This window comes from Lysinibacillus sp. JNUCC-52, from assembly GCF_015999545.1.
GTDB lineage: Bacteria > Bacillota > Bacilli > Bacillales_A > Planococcaceae > Lysinibacillus.
This window is the reverse complement of sequence record NZ_CP065546.1, coordinates 2,640,032-2,658,380: the sequence shown is the minus strand read 5'-3', so window position 1 is coordinate 2,658,380 and position 18,349 is coordinate 2,640,032. Positions and strand designations below refer to the sequence as shown.

The 18,349-nt window shown below is 44.9% G+C and carries 8 protein-coding genes, 11 tRNA genes and 5 rRNA genes; 22 read left to right on the top strand and 2 right to left on the bottom strand.

Features of this window, described 5'->3' with window-relative positions:
* The first annotated feature begins 56 nt into the window (after window positions 1–56).
* The 16 genes from JNUCC52_RS13110 (at window position 57) to rrf (JNUCC52_RS13035) (ending at window position 9,474) form a co-directional block, all read left to right on the top strand.
* A 23S ribosomal RNA gene (locus JNUCC52_RS13110) occupies window positions 57–2,984 on the top strand.
* Between the two features lie 115 nt (window positions 2,985–3,099).
* Window positions 3,100–3,215: ribosomal RNA gene (gene rrf / locus JNUCC52_RS13105) — 5S ribosomal RNA — on the top strand.
* 10 nt (window positions 3,216–3,225) lie between these two features.
* Window positions 3,226–3,301: transfer RNA gene (locus JNUCC52_RS13100), tRNA-Val, on the top strand.
* 3 nt (window positions 3,302–3,304) lie between these two features.
* Window positions 3,305–3,380: transfer RNA gene (locus JNUCC52_RS13095), tRNA-Thr, on the top strand.
* Window positions 3,381–3,387: 7 nt separating this feature from the next.
* Window positions 3,388–3,463: transfer RNA gene (locus JNUCC52_RS13090), tRNA-Lys, on the top strand.
* A 25-nt stretch (window positions 3,464–3,488) separates the two neighbouring features.
* Window positions 3,489–3,573 (top strand) — tRNA-Leu (locus JNUCC52_RS13085).
* 48 nt (window positions 3,574–3,621) lie between these two features.
* Window positions 3,622–3,696: transfer RNA gene (locus JNUCC52_RS13080), tRNA-Gly, on the top strand.
* A 5-nt stretch (window positions 3,697–3,701) separates the two neighbouring features.
* Window positions 3,702–3,790 (top strand) — tRNA-Leu (locus JNUCC52_RS13075).
* A gap of 15 nt (window positions 3,791–3,805) precedes the next feature.
* Window positions 3,806–3,882, top strand: a tRNA-Arg gene (locus tag JNUCC52_RS13070).
* Between the two features lie 9 nt (window positions 3,883–3,891).
* Window positions 3,892–3,968: transfer RNA gene (locus tag JNUCC52_RS13065), tRNA-Pro, on the top strand.
* Between the two features lie 24 nt (window positions 3,969–3,992).
* A tRNA-Ala gene (locus tag JNUCC52_RS13060) sits at window positions 3,993–4,068 on the top strand.
* A gap of 142 nt (window positions 4,069–4,210) precedes the next feature.
* Window positions 4,211–5,762 (top strand): 16S ribosomal RNA (locus JNUCC52_RS13055).
* A gap of 96 nt (window positions 5,763–5,858) precedes the next feature.
* Window positions 5,859–5,935: transfer RNA gene (locus JNUCC52_RS13050), tRNA-Ile, on the top strand.
* 13 nt (window positions 5,936–5,948) lie between these two features.
* Window positions 5,949–6,024, top strand: a tRNA-Ala gene (locus JNUCC52_RS13045).
* A gap of 217 nt (window positions 6,025–6,241) precedes the next feature.
* Window positions 6,242–9,169: ribosomal RNA gene (locus JNUCC52_RS13040) — 23S ribosomal RNA — on the top strand.
* Between the two features lie 189 nt (window positions 9,170–9,358).
* Window positions 9,359–9,474, top strand: a 5S ribosomal RNA gene (gene rrf, locus JNUCC52_RS13035).
* The 16S, 23S and 5S rRNA genes sit together here with 11 tRNA genes alongside, the layout of an rRNA operon.
* Window positions 9,475–9,612: 138 nt before the next feature.
* Here the strand turns inward: rrf (JNUCC52_RS13035) and JNUCC52_RS13030 are convergent.
* Window positions 9,613–10,284 carry a LytTR family DNA-binding domain-containing protein gene (locus tag JNUCC52_RS13030; protein ID WP_337980128.1) on the bottom strand — a complete coding sequence of 224 codons (672 nt, stop codon included), beginning with the start codon at window positions 10,282–10,284 and terminating at the stop codon, window positions 9,613–9,615.
* Between the two features lie 214 nt (window positions 10,285–10,498).
* On the opposite strand from JNUCC52_RS13030, the gene aceA reads away from it, so the two are divergent.
* From aceA to JNUCC52_RS13015, 3 genes are all read left to right on the top strand, one after another.
* Entirely contained in the window at window positions 10,499–11,782 is a 1,284-nt protein-coding gene (aceA, locus tag JNUCC52_RS13025) for an isocitrate lyase (protein ID WP_228134282.1), read from the top strand.
* Window positions 11,783–11,881: 99 nt separating this feature from the next.
* Complete coding sequence (aceB, locus tag JNUCC52_RS13020; RefSeq protein WP_337980127.1) at window positions 11,882–13,480, top strand: malate synthase A; 1,599 nt, start codon at window positions 11,882–11,884, stop codon at window positions 13,478–13,480.
* 270 nt (window positions 13,481–13,750) lie between these two features.
* Window positions 13,751–14,920 carry a pyridoxal-phosphate-dependent aminotransferase family protein gene (locus JNUCC52_RS13015; RefSeq protein ID WP_337980126.1) on the top strand — a complete coding sequence of 390 codons (1,170 nt, stop codon included), beginning with the start codon at window positions 13,751–13,753 and terminating at the stop codon, window positions 14,918–14,920.
* Between the two features lie 46 nt (window positions 14,921–14,966).
* On the opposite strand, the gene JNUCC52_RS13010 is transcribed toward JNUCC52_RS13015, so the two are convergent.
* Window positions 14,967–15,632 (bottom strand): O-methyltransferase, encoded by a 666-nt coding sequence (locus JNUCC52_RS13010; protein ID WP_337980125.1) that lies wholly within the window; start codon window positions 15,630–15,632, stop codon window positions 14,967–14,969.
* A gap of 123 nt (window positions 15,633–15,755) precedes the next feature.
* Between JNUCC52_RS13010 and JNUCC52_RS13005 the strand changes: the two genes are divergently transcribed.
* From JNUCC52_RS13005 to JNUCC52_RS12995, 3 genes are all read left to right on the top strand, one after another.
* Entirely contained in the window at window positions 15,756–16,643 is an 888-nt protein-coding gene (locus JNUCC52_RS13005; protein WP_337980124.1) for a LysR family transcriptional regulator, read from the top strand.
* A gap of 96 nt (window positions 16,644–16,739) precedes the next feature.
* A complete protein-coding gene (locus JNUCC52_RS13000; RefSeq protein ID WP_139860039.1) occupies window positions 16,740–17,135 on the top strand; it encodes a GntR family transcriptional regulator in 396 nt (131 codons plus the stop codon).
* A 1-nt stretch (window position 17,136) separates the two neighbouring features.
* Entirely contained in the window at window positions 17,137–18,234 is a 1,098-nt protein-coding gene (locus JNUCC52_RS12995) for a DUF1648 domain-containing protein (protein ID WP_337980123.1), read from the top strand.
* Window positions 18,235–18,349: the final 115 nt, after the last annotated feature.

Genomic DNA, 18,349 nt, shown 5'->3' with positions numbered 1-18,349 from the left:
TGAAATTGTAACAAACACATTTATTTTTAAATTAAGTTTTTTAGGCTTAATAACTAGGTTAAGTTATTAAGGGCGCACGGCGAATGCCTTGGCACTAGGAGCCGAAGAAGGACGGCACTAACACCGATATGCTTCGGGGAGCTGTAAGTGAGCTTTGATCCGGAGATTTCCGAATGGGGGAACCCACTACGTTTAATCGCGTAGTATCTTGACGTGAATACATAGCGTCTTGAAGGCAGACCCAGGGAACTGAAACATCTAAGTACCTGGAGGAAGAGAAAGAAAAATCGATTCCCTGAGTAGCGGCGAGCGAAACGGGAAGAGCCCAAACCAAGAGGCTTGCCTCTTGGGGTTGTAGGACACTCTATACGGAGTTACAAAGGAATGAGTTAGATGAAGCGACTTGGAAAGGTCCGCCAGAGCAGGTAAAAGCCCTGTAGTCGAAAGTTTATTCCCTCCAGAGTGGATCCTGAGTACGGCGGAACACGTGAAATTCCGTCGGAATCTGGGAGGACCATCTCCCAAGGCTAAATACTACCTAGTGACCGATAGTGAACCAGTACCGTGAGGGAAAGGTGAAAAGCACCCCGGAAGGGGAGTGAAAGAGATCCTGAAACCGTGTGCCTACAAGTAGTTAGAGCCCGTTAATGGGTGATAGCGTGCCTTTTGTAGAATGAACCGGCGAGTTACGATTACGTGCGAGGTTAAGCTTTAGAAGGCGGAGCCGCAGCGAAAGCGAGTCTGAATAGGGCGAATTAGTACGTGGTCGTAGACCCGAAACCAGGTGATCTACCCATGTCCAGGGTGAAGGTGAGGTAACACTTACTGGAGGCCCGAACCCACGCACGTTGAAAAGTGCGGGGATGAGGTGTGGGTAGCGGAGAAATTCCAATCGAACTTGGAGATAGCTGGTTCTCTCCGAAATAGCTTTAGGGCTAGCCTCGTGATGAGAATACTGGAGGTAGAGCACTGTTTGGACTAGGGGGCCATCCCGGTTTACCGAATTCAGACAAACTCCGAATGCCAGATATTTATACACGGGAGTCAGACTGCGAGTGATAAGATCCGTAGTCAAAAGGGAAACAGCCCAGACCACCAGCTAAGGTCCCAAAGTAATCGTTAAGTGGAAAAGGATGTGGCGTTGCACAGACAACCAGGATGTTGGCTTAGAAGCAGCCATCATTTAAAGAGTGCGTAATAGCTCACTGGTCGAGTGACGCTGCGCCGAAAATGTATCGGGGCTAAACGATTCACCGAAGCTGTGGATTGACATCTACGATGTCAGTGGTAGGAGAGCGTTCTAAGTGCGTTGAAGTCAGACCGGAAGGACTGGTGGAGCGCTTAGAAGTGAGAATGCCGGTATGAGTAGCGAAAGACGGGTGAGAATCCCGTCCACCGTATGACTAAGGTTTCCTGAGGAAGGCTCGTCCGCTCAGGGTTAGTCGGGACCTAAGCCGAGGCCGATAGGCGTAGGCGATGGACAACAGGTTGATATTCCTGTACCACCTCCTCACCGTTTGAGAAATGGGGGGACGCAGTAGGATAGGGTAAGCGCGCCGTTGGTTGTGCGCGTCCAAGCAGTAAGGCGTGTGTGTAGGCAAATCCGCACACTGTAACGTTGAGCTGTGATGGCGAGTCCGTATGGACGAAGTTCCTGATTTCACACTGCCAAGAAAAGCCTCTATCGAGGTGAGAGGTGCCCGTACCGCAAACCGACACAGGTAGTCGAGGAGAGAATCCTAAGGTGTGCGAGAGAACTCTCGTTAAGGAACTCGGCAAAATGACCCCGTAACTTCGGGAGAAGGGGTGCTCTTGAGCGTGCAAGCGCACGAGAGCCGCAGTGAATAGGCCCAGGCGACTGTTTAGCAAAAACACAGGTCTCTGCAAAACCGTAAGGTGACGTATAGGGGCTGACGCCTGCCCGGTGCTGGAAGGTTAAGAGGAGTGGTTAGCGCAAGCGAAGCTGCGAATTGAAGCCCCAGTAAACGGCGGCCGTAACTATAACGGTCCTAAGGTAGCGAAATTCCTTGTCGGGTAAGTTCCGACCCGCACGAAAGGCGTAACGATCTGGGCACTGTCTCAACGAGAGACTCGGTGAAATTATAGTACCTGTGAAGATGCAGGTTACCCGCGACAGGACGGAAAGACCCCGTGGAGCTTTACTGTAGCCTGATATTGAATTTTGGTACAACTTGTACAGGATAGGTAGGAGCCAGAGATCTCGGAGCGCCAGCTTCGAAGGAGGCGTCGGTGGGATACTACCCTGGTTGTATTGAAATTCTAACCCATGCCCCTTAGCGGGGCAGGAGACAGTGTCAGGCGGACAGTTTGACTGGGGCGGTCGCCTCCTAAAAGGTAACGGAGGCGCCCAAAGGTTCCCTCAGAATGGTTGGAAATCATTCGTAGAGTGTAAAGGCACAAGGGAGCTTGACTGCGAGACCTACAAGTCGAGCAGGGTCGAAAGACGGGCTTAGTGATCCGGTGGTTCCGCATGGAAGGGCCATCGCTCAACGGATAAAAGCTACCCCGGGGATAACAGGCTTATCTCCCCCAAGAGTCCACATCGACGGGGAGGTTTGGCACCTCGATGTCGGCTCATCGCATCCTGGGGCTGTAGTCGGTCCCAAGGGTTGGGCTGTTCGCCCATTAAAGCGGTACGCGAGCTGGGTTCAGAACGTCGTGAGACAGTTCGGTCCCTATCCGTCGTGGGCGTAGGAAATTTGAGAGGAGCTGTCCTTAGTACGAGAGGACCGGGATGGACACACCGCTGGTGTACCAGTTGTCTTGCCAAAGGCATCGCTGGGTAGCTATGTGTGGACGGGATAAGTGCTGAAAGCATCTAAGCATGAAGCCCCCCTCAAGATGAGATTTCCCATTACGCAAGTAAGTAAGATCCCTCAAAGACGATGAGGTAGATAGGTTCGAGGTGGAAGTGTGGTGACACATGGAGCTGACGAATACTAATCGATCGAGGACTTAACCAAAAAAGTTTGAAACATTCAATGAACCGTTTATCCAGTTTTGAAAGAATAAGAAAGCTTTAAAAAAAGCTTGTAATTATAACATTTTATGTTATAATGAATCTTGTCTTTTAAATAGTCTAGTGATGATGGCAAAGAGGTCACACCCGTTCCCATACCGAACACGGAAGTTAAGCTCTTTAGCGCCGATGGTAGTTGGGGGCTTCCCCCTGTGAGAGTAGGACGTCGCTAGGCATAATACCCAGGAGGATTAGCTCAGCTGGGAGAGCATCTGCCTTACAAGCAGAGGGTCGGCGGTTCGAGCCCGTCATCCTCCACCATATGCCGGTTTAGCTCAGCAGGTAGAGCAACTGACTTGTAATCAGTAGGTCGTGGGTTCGATTCCTATAGCCGGCACCATTTTTTTGAGCCATTAGCTCAGTTGGTAGAGCATCTGACTTTTAATCAGAGGGTCGAAGGTTCGAGTCCTTCATGGCTCACCATTTTTATAATTGCCAACAATAATATGCGGGTGTGGCGGAATTGGCAGACGCACTAGACTTAGGATCTAGCGCCGCGAGGCGTGGGGGTTCGACTCCCTTCACCCGCACCATTTATTTTTTAATTTCATAATTGCCAGGATAAATAATCTTATGCACATGCGGAAGTAGTTCAGTGGTAGAACACCACCTTGCCAAGGTGGGGGTCGCGAGTTCGAACCTCGTCTTCCGCTCCAAATGTGCCGGGGTGGCGGAACTGGCAGACGCACAGGACTTAAAATCCTGCGGTAGGTGACTACCGTGCCGGTTCGATTCCGGCCCTCGGCACCATTTTTTAAATATTAAGCGCCCGTAGCTCAATTGGATAGAGCGTCTGACTACGGATCAGAAGGTTGTGGGTTCGACTCCTGCCGGGCGCGCCAATAAATGAACGGGAAGTAGCTCAGCTTGGTAGAGCACTTGGTTTGGGACCAAGGGGTCGCAGGTTCGAATCCTGTCTTCCCGACCATTTCCTTAATACATGATTTTATATGGGGCCTTAGCTCAGCTGGGAGAGCGCCTGCCTTGCACGCAGGAGGTCAGCGGTTCGATCCCGCTAGGCTCCACCAATTACAATAAATGAACCTTGAAAACTGAACAAGCAAAACGTAATCAATATAGTTTTTAGTAGCTAACTTCGTTAGCGAACGAAACAAAATTTTGGACATCAAAATTGATGCCAGCAAAACAATTTGAGCTAATCAAATTTCTTTTATGGAGAGTTTGATCCTGGCTCAGGACGAACGCTGGCGGCGTGCCTAATACATGCAAGTCGAGCGGACAGATAAGGAGCTTGCTCCTTTGACGTTAGCGGCGGACGGGTGAGTAACACGTGGGCAACCTACCCTATAGTTTGGGATAACTCCGGGAAACCGGGGCTAATACCGAATAATCTTTTGTCTCTCATGAGACAATTCTGAAAGACGGTTTCGGCTGTCGCTATAGGATGGGCCCGCGGCGCATTAGCTAGTTGGTGAGGTAACGGCTCACCAAGGCAACGATGCGTAGCCGACCTGAGAGGGTGATCGGCCACACTGGGACTGAGACACGGCCCAGACTCCTACGGGAGGCAGCAGTAGGGAATCTTCCACAATGGGCGAAAGCCTGATGGAGCAACGCCGCGTGAGTGAAGAAGGATTTCGGTTCGTAAAACTCTGTTGTAAGGGAAGAACAAGTACAGTAGTAACTGGCTGTACCTTGACGGTACCTTATTAGAAAGCCACGGCTAACTACGTGCCAGCAGCCGCGGTAATACGTAGGTGGCAAGCGTTGTCCGGAATTATTGGGCGTAAAGCGCGCGCAGGTGGTTTCTTAAGTCTGATGTGAAAGCCCACGGCTCAACCGTGGAGGGTCATTGGAAACTGGGAGACTTGAGTGCAGAAGAGGATAGTGGAATTCCAAGTGTAGCGGTGAAATGCGTAGAGATTTGGAGGAACACCAGTGGCGAAGGCGACTATCTGGTCTGTAACTGACACTGAGGCGCGAAAGCGTGGGGAGCAAACAGGATTAGATACCCTGGTAGTCCACGCCGTAAACGATGAGTGCTAAGTGTTAGGGGGTTTCCGCCCCTTAGTGCTGCAGCTAACGCATTAAGCACTCCGCCTGGGGAGTACGGTCGCAAGACTGAAACTCAAAGGAATTGACGGGGGCCCGCACAAGCGGTGGAGCATGTGGTTTAATTCGAAGCAACGCGAAGAACCTTACCAGGTCTTGACATCCCGTTGACCACTGTAGAGATATGGTTTTCCCTTCGGGGACAACGGTGACAGGTGGTGCATGGTTGTCGTCAGCTCGTGTCGTGAGATGTTGGGTTAAGTCCCGCAACGAGCGCAACCCTTGATCTTAGTTGCCATCATTTAGTTGGGCACTCTAAGGTGACTGCCGGTGACAAACCGGAGGAAGGTGGGGATGACGTCAAATCATCATGCCCCTTATGACCTGGGCTACACACGTGCTACAATGGACGATACAAACGGTTGCCAACTCGCGAGAGGGAGCTAATCCGATAAAGTCGTTCTCAGTTCGGATTGTAGGCTGCAACTCGCCTACATGAAGCCGGAATCGCTAGTAATCGCGGATCAGCATGCCGCGGTGAATACGTTCCCGGGCCTTGTACACACCGCCCGTCACACCACGAGAGTTTGTAACACCCGAAGTCGGTGAGGTAACCTTTTGGAGCCAGCCGCCGAAGGTGGGATAGATGATTGGGGTGAAGTCGTAACAAGGTAGCCGTATCGGAAGGTGCGGCTGGATCACCTCCTTTCTAAGGATATTTTCGGAATACAAACCTTGGGTTTGTAAGATTACGTTTTGCGTTCAGTTTTGAAGGTTTATAAACAATATTATAAAACTTCCAAGAGGGCCTATAGCTCAGCTGGTTAGAGCGCACGCCTGATAAGCGTGAGGTCGATGGTTCGAGTCCATTTAGGCCCACCATATATAACCTCTTGGGGCCTTAGCTCAGCTGGGAGAGCGCCTGCCTTGCACGCAGGAGGTCAGCGGTTCGATCCCGCTAGGCTCCACCAATTTATTATTTGTTCTTTGAAAACTGGATAAAACGACATTGAAATTGTAACAAACACATTTATTTTTTTAAGTTTTTATAGGCTTAATAACATTAAAAGGTTTCGAGATACGAGTAAGACAAGGAAGCGATTGAGTGAGTGAAGGAGCGTACTTTCGTACGTGACTGATTGAACGAATGAAGCTGACGCTGTATTACGATGTATATCGGAAGCTGACGGTTAAGTTATTAAGGGCGCACGGCGAATGCCTTGGCACTAGGAGCCGAAGAAGGACGGCACTAACACCGATATGCTTCGGGGAGCTGTAAGTGAGCTTTGATCCGGAGATTTCCGAATGGGGGAACCCACTACGTTTAATCGCGTAGTATCTCGACGTGAATACATAGCGTCTTGAAGGCAGACCCAGGGAACTGAAACATCTAAGTACCTGGAGGAAGAGAAAGAAAAATCGATTCCCTGAGTAGCGGCGAGCGAAACGGGAAGAGCCCAAACCAAGAGGCTTGCCTCTTGGGGTTGTAGGACACTCTATACGGAGTTACAAAGGAATGAGTTAGATGAAGCGACTTGGAAAGGTCCGCCAGAGCAGGTAAAAGCCCTGTAGTCGAAAGTTTATTCCCTCCAGAGTGGATCCTGAGTACGGCGGAACACGTGAAATTCCGTCGGAATCTGGGAGGACCATCTCCCAAGGCTAAATACTACCTAGTGACCGATAGTGAACCAGTACCGTGAGGGAAAGGTGAAAAGCACCCCGGAAGGGGAGTGAAAGAGATCCTGAAACCGTGTGCCTACAAGTAGTTAGAGCCCGTTAATGGGTGATAGCGTGCCTTTTGTAGAATGAACCGGCGAGTTACGATTACGTGCGAGGTTAAGCTTTAGAAGGCGGAGCCGCAGCGAAAGCGAGTCTGAATAGGGCGAATTAGTACGTGGTCGTAGACCCGAAACCAGGTGATCTACCCATGTCCAGGGTGAAGGTGAGGTAACACTTACTGGAGGCCCGAACCCACGCACGTTGAAAAGTGCGGGGATGAGGTGTGGGTAGCGGAGAAATTCCAATCGAACTTGGAGATAGCTGGTTCTCTCCGAAATAGCTTTAGGGCTAGCCTCGTGATGAGAATACTGGAGGTAGAGCACTGTTTGGACTAGGGGGCCATCCCGGTTTACCGAATTCAGACAAACTCCGAATGCCAGATATTTATACACGGGAGTCAGACTGCGAGTGATAAGATCCGTAGTCAAAAGGGAAACAGCCCAGACCACCAGCTAAGGTCCCAAAGTAATCGTTAAGTGGAAAAGGATGTGGCGTTGCACAGACAACCAGGATGTTGGCTTAGAAGCAGCCATCATTTAAAGAGTGCGTAATAGCTCACTGGTCGAGTGACGCTGCGCCGAAAATGTATCGGGGCTAAACGATTCACCGAAGCTGTGGATTGACATCTACGATGTCAGTGGTAGGAGAGCGTTCTAAGTGCGTTGAAGTCAGACCGGAAGGACTGGTGGAGCGCTTAGAAGTGAGAATGCCGGTATGAGTAGCGAAAGACGGGTGAGAATCCCGTCCACCGTATGACTAAGGTTTCCTGAGGAAGGCTCGTCCGCTCAGGGTTAGTCGGGACCTAAGCCGAGGCCGATAGGCGTAGGCGATGGACAACAGGTTGATATTCCTGTACCACCTCCTCACCGTTTGAGAAATGGGGGGACGCAGTAGGATAGGGTAAGCGCGCCGTTGGTTGTGCGCGTCCAAGCAGTAAGGCGTGTGTGTAGGCAAATCCGCACACTGTAACGTTGAGCTGTGATGGCGAGTCCGTATGGACGAAGTTCCTGATTTCACACTGCCAAGAAAAGCCTCTATCGAGGTGAGAGGTGCCCGTACCGCAAACCGACACAGGTAGTCGAGGAGAGAATCCTAAGGTGTGCGAGAGAACTCTCGTTAAGGAACTCGGCAAAATGACCCCGTAACTTCGGGAGAAGGGGTGCTCTTGAGCGTGCAAGCGCACGAGAGCCGCAGTGAATAGGCCCAGGCGACTGTTTAGCAAAAACACAGGTCTCTGCAAAACCGTAAGGTGACGTATAGGGGCTGACGCCTGCCCGGTGCTGGAAGGTTAAGAGGAGTGGTTAGCGCAAGCGAAGCTGCGAATTGAAGCCCCAGTAAACGGCGGCCGTAACTATAACGGTCCTAAGGTAGCGAAATTCCTTGTCGGGTAAGTTCCGACCCGCACGAAAGGCGTAACGATCTGGGCACTGTCTCAACGAGAGACTCGGTGAAATTATAGTACCTGTGAAGATGCAGGTTACCCGCGACAGGACGGAAAGACCCCGTGGAGCTTTACTGTAGCCTGATATTGAATTTTGGTACAACTTGTACAGGATAGGTAGGAGCCAGAGATCTCGGAGCGCCAGCTTCGAAGGAGGCGTCGGTGGGATACTACCCTGGTTGTATTGAAATTCTAACCCATGCCCCTTAGCGGGGCAGGAGACAGTGTCAGGCGGACAGTTTGACTGGGGCGGTCGCCTCCTAAAAGGTAACGGAGGCGCCCAAAGGTTCCCTCAGAATGGTTGGAAATCATTCGTAGAGTGTAAAGGCACAAGGGAGCTTGACTGCGAGACCTACAAGTCGAGCAGGGTCGAAAGACGGGCTTAGTGATCCGGTGGTTCCGCATGGAAGGGCCATCGCTCAACGGATAAAAGCTACCCCGGGGATAACAGGCTTATCTCCCCCAAGAGTCCACATCGACGGGGAGGTTTGGCACCTCGATGTCGGCTCATCGCATCCTGGGGCTGTAGTCGGTCCCAAGGGTTGGGCTGTTCGCCCATTAAAGCGGTACGCGAGCTGGGTTCAGAACGTCGTGAGACAGTTCGGTCCCTATCCGTCGTGGGCGTAGGAAATTTGAGAGGAGCTGTCCTTAGTACGAGAGGACCGGGATGGACACACCGCTGGTGTACCAGTTGTCTTGCCAAAGGCATCGCTGGGTAGCTATGTGTGGACGGGATAAGTGCTGAAAGCATCTAAGCATGAAGCCCCCCTCAAGATGAGATTTCCCATTACGCAAGTAAGTAAGATCCCTCAAAGACGATGAGGTAGATAGGTTCGAGGTGGAAGTGTGGTGACACATGGAGCTGACGAATACTAATCGATCGAGGACTTAACCAAAAAAAGTTTGAAACATTCAATGAAACGTTTATCCAGTTTTGAAAGAACAACACTTTCAACCTAAGGGTTTCAAGATACGAGTAGTTCGCGGAAGCGATTGAGAGAAGGAAGGAGCGTACTTGTGTACGTGACTGACTGAACGAATGAAGCTGACAAAGAAATACGATGTATATTGAAAGCCGTAAATAGTCTAGTGATGATGGCAAAGAGGTCACACCCGTTCCCATACCGAACACGGAAGTTAAGCTCTTTAGCGCCGATGGTAGTTGGGGGCTTCCCCCTGTGAGAGTAGGACGTCGCTAGGCAAATCAAAACCTGAGAATTTATTCTCAGGTTTTTTTGTATTTTAAATAGTCTATTTGAATAAGCCTCACTAAAATTGCATTGAGGCTATTCGACAAATAGACTTTGTATGCTGCTGCTTTATACACTCATTTTTTTATCTAAAATTCAAGGGCGTTTCGCAGATTATTAAGATAGGATTGGCTGACTGGCAGTTCTGTCCCATCTTTTAATGTAACGATAAAATTTGAAGTAAGATCCCGTGCCATTTTTTTTATGAAATGAATATTCACAATATATGATCGATGAATACGAATGAAAAATGGTGGTAAACGCATTTGTAACTCTTTGAGTGTAATACTCGTTTTAAACTGTTCCTTTTCTACATAAAACCATGTTTTTTTCTGAAGACTTTCAAGGTATGATATTTTCTCAATTGCAACAGGGTTCCATTCTTCCTCTCGTTTACCAGTTAAAAATTGATATGGTTCTAATTTTTGGACAGTAAAAGTTGAAGGTAATACAACTACTAATGCAGCTAGAGTATCTTGTATATGTATTGGATAGCCAATACCGTAATATGGTGTTCCAAATAAAGTATTATCTAAAATTGCATCTGTACGTTTTTTTGTTTGTAGTACTTGCGCTGCAATACTACCTGGCTCAACTTGCCGCCCTGTTTCTAAATGAATATTGTGTGAATCAGAGTGAAAATAAATATAGGAGTTTTTAACAGCAATGGCGATGGACGAATTTGGTGGAATCCAGTCTTGTAACATCGTAATAAATTGTTGTGAAATATCTTTTTGTAAAGAATCGAATTCATTATTCATTGTGAGTAGCCCCCTTATTTGTAAACAGTTTACCAAATTTTGTCGCTTAAAAAGATAGTTTCATCATTAAAATTCGGTATTTTATCTAAAAATAATGAAAATTCAGATGTACTGTTATATATTAATTTACAACAAATAAACCTGTTATGGAACAGAATTTAAAAAGTTTTTTAACAGAGTATATTTTATACAAAGGGGAAGGTGGAATTTCAATATGTCAACACGTCAAGAAAAAATCCAAGCTTTAGAAAAACAATGGGCAGAAAACCCTCGTTGGGCTGGTATTGAGCGCGCATATACAGCTGAAGAAGTAGTTAAATTACAGGGGTCTGTAGTAATTGAGCAAACTTTAGCAACTAAAGGTGCTACACGACTTTGGAAATCCCTACATGAAGAGCCATTCATTAATGCATTAGGTGCACTAACAGGTAACCAAGCGGTGCAACAAGTAAAAGCAGGATTACAAGCAATTTACTTATCAGGCTGGCAAGTAGCGGCAGATGCTAACCTTTCTGGTCAAATGTATCCTGACCAATCATTATACCCAGCTAACTCTGTACCAGCTGTAGTAAAGCGTATTAATCAAGCACTACAACGTGCAGATCAAATCGACCATGCTGAAGGTCGAGTAGATGATTTCGATTGGTTTGCTCCAATCGTGGCAGATGCTGAAGCTGGTTTCGGTGGTCCTCTAAATGTATTCGAACTTGTAAAAGGTATGATTGAAGCTGGAGCAGCAGGTGTTCATTTAGAAGACCAATTAGCTTCTGAGAAGAAATGTGGACACTTAGGAGGTAAAGTATTACTTCCTACACAAAATGCTGTCCGTAACTTAATTGCAGCTCGTTTAGCAACTGATGTAATGGGCGTAGATACAATTTTAATCGCACGTACTGACGCAGATGCTGCTGATATGGTTACTTCAGATATCGATCCACGTGATGCTGAATTTATTACTGGTGAACGTACACCTGAAGGCTTCTTCCGTACAAAACCAGGTATTAAACAAGCAATTGCTCGTGGTTTAGCATACGCACCATACGCAGATTTAATCTGGTGTGAAACATCTAAGCCATCTCTTGAAGAAGCTCGCGAATTTGCAACGGCGATTCATGCTGAATTCCCAGGTAAAATGCTTGCTTACAACTGCTCACCTTCATTTAACTGGAAAGCAAACCTTTCAGAAGAAGAAATTGCGGAATACCAACGTGAGCTTGGGAAATTAGGATACAAATTCCAATTCGTAACATTAGCAGGCTTCCATGCATTAAATCACTCTATGTTTGAGCTAGCTCATGACTATAAAGATAACGGAATGGCTGCATACTCTAAACTACAACAAGCAGAGTTTGCTTCTGAATCTAAAGGCTATACAGCTACTCGTCACCAACGTGAAGTAGGTACAGGTTACTTCGATGATGTATCACAAGTTATTTCAGGCGGTACTTCTTCAACGACTGCCATGGCAGGATCTACAGAAACTGAACAATTCGTTTAATTCAATTAAGTTAATTCCTAAATTCATAATCATAGATAAGTTTCCCTCGCACCTCCTAAGCGGGGGAAACTTCAATCACGAGAGGTGGGGGAACTACTAATGGAACAGGTAACTACAGGTAAGCTTACTATTGTTGGGGAACAAAACGAGCAAACAAAAGAAATTTTAACACCAGAAGCCCTTGAGTTTGTTCTTGCCCTGCATGAAAAGTTCGATGCGCGTCGTCAGGAGCTTTTAGAGGCTCGTCAAGAACGTCAAAAACGTCTTGATGCTGGTGAGAAACTCGACTTCTTACCAGAAACAAAGCATATTCGCGAGGGAGATTGGACGATTGCGCCACTGCCAGCAGATTTACAAGATCGACGAGTAGAAATTACTGGACCAGTAGATCGCAAAATGGTAATTAACGCATTGAATTCTGGTGCGAAAATGTTCATGGCTTGTTTTGAGGATGCATCTGCTCCTACATGGGAGAACATGATTTCTGGTCAAATTAATATGCGTGATGCCATTAATAAGACAATTGAATTTACACAGGCATCGAATGGTAAAACGTATAAATTAAATAAAGAAACAGCTGTATTATTAGTACGTCCACGTGGCCTTCATTTACTTGAAAAGCATGTCCTTGTAGATGGTGAGCCAATTTCAGGAAGTTTCTTTGATTTTGCTCTGTATTTATTCCACAATGCTAAAAATGCACTAGCAAAAGGTACGGGTCCATACTTCTACCTACCAAAGTTAGAAAGCCATTTAGAGGCTCGTTTGTGGAACGATGTTTTTGTCTTTGCACAAGATTACATCGGTATTCCACAAGGTACAATTAGAGCTACTGTACTAATTGAGACAATATTAGCTGCATTTGAAATGAATGAAATTTTATATGAGCTTCGCGATCATTCAGCAGGACTGAACTGTGGCCGTTGGGATTATATTTTCAGCTACATTAAACGGCTGCGCAATCAACCCGATGTCATTTTACCAGATCGGGGTCAAGTAACGATGACGGTTCCATTTATGAAGGCTTATACGTCTTTATGTATTCAAACATGTCATAAACGCAATGCTCCAGCTATGGGCGGTATGGCTGCACAAATTCCTGTCAAAGGGGATGACGAGGCAAATGCAGTAGCATTTGCAAAAGTTGCGGAAGACAAACGTCGTGAGGCAACTGATGGTCATGATGGAACTTGGGTAGCACATCCTGGTATGGTTGCAACAGCTATGGAGCAGTTTGATGCCATTATGGAGACACCAAATCAAATTCATAAAAAACGCGACGATGTGAATGTTAAGGCCGAAGATTTAGTAGCTGTTCCAGAAGGTACAATTACACTTGAGGGACTTCGCGTTAACTGTAGTGTTGGGGTTCAGTACATCGCTTCTTGGTTACGAGGTAATGGTGCTGCACCAATTAACAACTTGATGGAGGATGCTGCAACAGCAGAAATCTCACGGACACAAGTATGGCAATGGATTCGTCATCCAAAAGGTATTTTAGATGATGGTCGTGGTATTACATTAGCATTCGTGCTAGAAATTTTGGAAGAAGAGCTTGTGAAAATTAAAGAGGCTGTTGGGGAACAAGCTTATAACAGTGGTCGCTATGAAGAAGCTGCTGAACTGTTTAAATCTTTAATTGAACAAGATGAATTCGTGGAATTCTTGACACTTCCAGGTTACGAAAAATTAAGTTAATTGATAGGAATCTACTAACGAACATAGCTACTTTCTTAAAATATAGTGGGCTGAACTCGAATGCAGCTCACGACTTCCACTAATGTAACGAGCGGGGTCTGTTCCCCTGTTCCTTACTAGTACTAAGTGAGCACTGTTTAATAAAAGGGGTCTACTTATATTAAAGGTAATGAGATTTAAAAATGGGGTGCAAGATGTCTTACGAGCTTAGATGGGGGCTTGTAAGGCATTTTTCTATACAGTGAAAAACATTTTAGAGGGGGAAGCGAAATGGGTAATAAAGAGCTGTTATTAATTCCTGGTCCAACGCCAGTAGTTGATGAAATATATGATGCTTTAGCGAGTGAGACACGTGGACATACCGATTCACGATTTGTGGCGATTTATAAAAATGCATTAGCACAGACTAAGGAACTGTTCCAAACAGATGGCGAGGTGTTTGTACTAGCAGGATCTGGAACGTTAGCGATGGAAATGGCGATCGTCAATACAGTTGGCAAGGGAGAAAAAATCCTGGTCATTAGTCATGGCTACTTTGGGGATCGTTTTACACCTTTAGCAATGGCTTATGGTATTCAAGTAGAAGTGCTGCAAGCAGAATGGGGTAAACAAGTTGAAATAGAAGCTGTAAAGGCAAAATTAGCAGAGGGGAATTTTAAGGCAGTCACGATTACTCATGCTGATACATCTACAGGTGTTGTTTCAGATTTAGATGCATTAGTACCAATTATTAAACAAGCAGGAGCGCTTATCATTTTAGATGGAGTAGTTGCAACAGCCGCCTTGGATGAAAATATGAATAAAGCGTATGGACACCCTGACTATAAATTAGATGTCGTATTAACTGGCTCACAAAAAGCTATTGGTGTACCACCAGGATTAGCAATTATCGCTTTTAATCAATCTGCATTAAAAGCTCGCGAAGCACTTGGCACGATACCAGCCTACTACTGCGATATTGAAAACTGGATACCAGTCATGAATGATCCAGGAAAATACTTTGCCACACCACCTGTGAATTTAATTTATGCCTATAATGTTGCTATGAAAATAGTTTTAGATGAAGGGATTGTAAAGCGCGAGGTGCGTCATAGAGCATATGGACGTGCAGTACGTTTCGCATTGTCTAAGTATGGTATGGTGACACTTGCTGAAGAGACTGTTGCTGCTCCAACTTTAAGTTGTATGCTCTATCCTCAGGGGGTAGAGGATGCCAAGTTCCGAGCAAAGCTTGCAGAAAAAGGTGTCATTGTTGCTGGTTCATTGGCACATTTAGCAGGTAAAGCATTCCGTATAGGCCATATGGGGAATACAACACCTGCTATGCTTGAACAAGCAGTGAGGCTAATTGGTGAATCACTCAATGAGTTAGGACATGCAGTAAACGTTGAGGAAGCGGTGGCACGTTTGAAAGAAGAAATAGCGGTAGTGACTATGTAATTGTAGAAGGAGATGTCTTGCGAAAGCATAGGACATCTCCTTTTCGTTATTTAACAATCGCTAGCACGAGACCGTCATATCCTTTAATCCCTACGGTTTGAATGGCTGTAGATTCGATTCGTGATTCTTGTTCTAACAAATCCATAAATTGACGCACACCTTGTACACGTTCATCTTTACTTTTATTATCGATCACTTCTCCGTTACGCACTACATTATCAGCGATGATAAGTGCTCCACTATTCGCTAATTCTAAAGCCCATTTTAAATATTGAGGATTGTTTGGTTTATCTGCATCAATGAAAATAAGGTCGAATAAAGGTCCTGAATTTTTAAAGGTAGGTAAAGAATCTAGTGCATTTCCTACAAGCACTTCGACTTTGCTACTACAGCCTGCCTTTAGGATATTTTGCTTTGCTACTTCTGCATACGCAGGGTCGATTTCTAGTGTGTAAACTTTCCCTGATTCGGGGAGAGCACGTGCAAGCCATATACTACTATAGCCGCCAAGTGTACCAATTTCTAGAACGTTTTGTGCACCTTTTATTTTTGCTAATAGATAAAGTAATTTTCCTTGTGTAGGGGATACATCAATTTCTGGAATGTCAGCATTTTTATTTGCCTGTAATACGTTCTCCATTGTTTCATCAAAAGGAATTAGCTTTTCAATAAAATATTCATCTACGTCATGCCATACGTTGTTTATTGCCATAGTAAAGTTCCTCATTTCCATAGTGATTTTCAATTGCAACTAAAGTGTATGATAAAATGAACTATAATAAAAATATATAATAATTACTAGTTCATAACTTAAAGTTATGAGTAAGGAGAGGGCATGAATAGTCACGCATTAAAATTATTTTACCAAGTAGCTAAAACAGGTAGCTTTACAAAGGCTGCTGATATATTGCATATTAGTCAGCCTGCAGTATCTAGCCAAATTAAAAGGTTTGAGCAGGAAATAGGCGTCTCATTATTTAAACAGCAGGGCAGAGGGATCGTATTGACTGAATTCGGTGAGGCGTTAGCGGAAAAGGCGAAAAATCTTATTTCTCTTGAGCAACATATTGAGTCATTTATAGAGGACTATCGCCTTGCCAAGATAGGTTCTATACATATTGTAGCTACGTATTTACCTGCTAATTTTTTAATCCCGAAATGGGCGGCTACTTTTAAAGGCTTAAACGAAGACGTTAATTTAGTTATTACAACAGTCAATACAAAAGAAGCATTTGAGCAGCTAATACATTATAAGGCGGATATCGCTATTTATGGAGGCGGAACTTCGGAGAGACCAGAGGAAGTGTTATGGGAGGAGCTTTTTGAAGATGAGCTATGGTTTGTAGTGGCACCTGAACACCCGTATGCTAATCAAACTGTTTCTATAGAAAAAATGATGAAGGAACCTTTTATCATGCGTGAGGAAGGGAGCTCTATGAGAGATCACCTCTTTTCGCTATGTGAAACGCATCAAGTAAAACCGCCTAAAATTGCCCTGCAATTTAGTGGAATAAATGAAACGATTCGATCAGTTATGGCTGGATATGGGGCGATTTTTATTTCCTCACTAGCAGTTAAAGAGTATGTAGATAATGGGCAATTGGCTAGAGTATATGTACAGGGGATACATAGTAAACATAAAGTTGCTATTTGTACAAGGAAAAATGAGAAGCAAAGTATACTTGTAGAAAAGTTTATTGATACGATAAAAAATTCATTATAGAATCGTTTTTTGCCATTATGAGACAACCCAATTTCTCTATGCATAAAATCGGAATTTTGTTATACTAATTGTATAACAAACATGGAGCTGATATAGATGTTTATTCAAATAGAGCCTTTTTCGGATGTGCCTATCTATGAGCAAGTTACACGGCAAATTATAGAGGGTATCGCAAGAGGAGACATGGGACCAGGGGATATGTTGCCATCTGTCCGAAGTTTAGCGGCAGATTTAGGTGTTAATATGCATACAGTAAATAAGAGTTACCACGAGCTTGAGGCAAAAGGAATTATTACTATTCGTGCTAAATCAGGTGCAATTATACGTTCAACAGAGGAGCGTGCATTAACGCCAGAACAGTTGCAGCAGATTGAAAAAAACTTAAAGCCTGTTGTGGCAGAAGGAATGGTGCTCGGCGCAACAGTTGATCAAATTGAGCACATGATGAAAAAGGTATTTGCTGATTTGCAACTACCAATAGAAGGGGTGTAGCATGCTACTAGGAATTTTTACAATTTTGTATATCATGACATTAGCTATGCAAATTTTTGTCCCTTATATCGTACGAGAGACAATCGTATTTGGAGTTACCGTACCTGAACAAAATGTAAAGCATCCAGCATTAGCTATTGCAAAAAAGCGCTATGCGCAAACAGTCGGTCTTTTTGGTGCGCTAATATTAATGATTATGTTTGTGTTTTATTGGTTACTTGCTCCTTCAGAAAGTGTTCAAGGTATTCTTTTACTAAGCTGCTTATTTGGAATGTTAGCCGTCAGTATGGTGCTATACTGGTTCAACCATCAACAAATCATGAAGTTAAAAATGCGTGAGCAATGGGGCATGAACATAAAACAAGTAAGAGCAGTCGATTTAACAGCCCGTAGCCGTGATGAAATACTACCTTGGCCATTTTATGTGGTACCTCTAGGTGTCACGGTTTTTCTTATCATATTTACGATATTGCATTATGATCAAATACCAAATGCAATTGCGGTACATTGGGGTCCAAGCGGAGCGGCGGATGCATGGCAAGAAAAATCGTATTTTACTGCGATTGCACTGCCACTAATTATGTTAATGATGCAATGTATGATGTGGGGGACTGCTGATTCTATAAAGCGTTCGGCGATTCGATTGGCTATTAATCGACAGCAGGAGTCTTTGGAAAGTGAATTAAAAACACGAAAGCTTATGAGCTGGAATATTGCATTGGTCAGCTATAGTTTAACAGGATTATTAACAATGCTACAGTTAAGTAATATCTACCCTTCAATGGCGGATGGAAAAAAACTACTACCATTTTTCATGACATTTCTCATTTTAATCATAGGTTCAGTACTTGTTTATGTATGGAAAAAGCGAAAGTTACGTGTACATTATAAAGACAATGTCGTTTCAGAGTTAATGGATATAGATGAGGATCGTTATTGGAAGGGCGGTCTAATTTATATGAATCGTCAGGATCCATCAGTATTTGTAGAGAAGCGTTTTGGTGTAGGCTGGACAATGAATTTTGCAAATCCAAGAGGCTATATCGTTATCGGCTTGCCACTACTTATATTGCTATTGATATCAATATTTTCATTTTGAGTGCCAGTCACTCAAACAATTCTGAAATTTATAGCAGTGCATTAAGGTTAACTAAGTAAAAATCCATGAATACTCCTGCGGGAACGCACAGCGCGTAAGGCGTAAAAAACGCTGT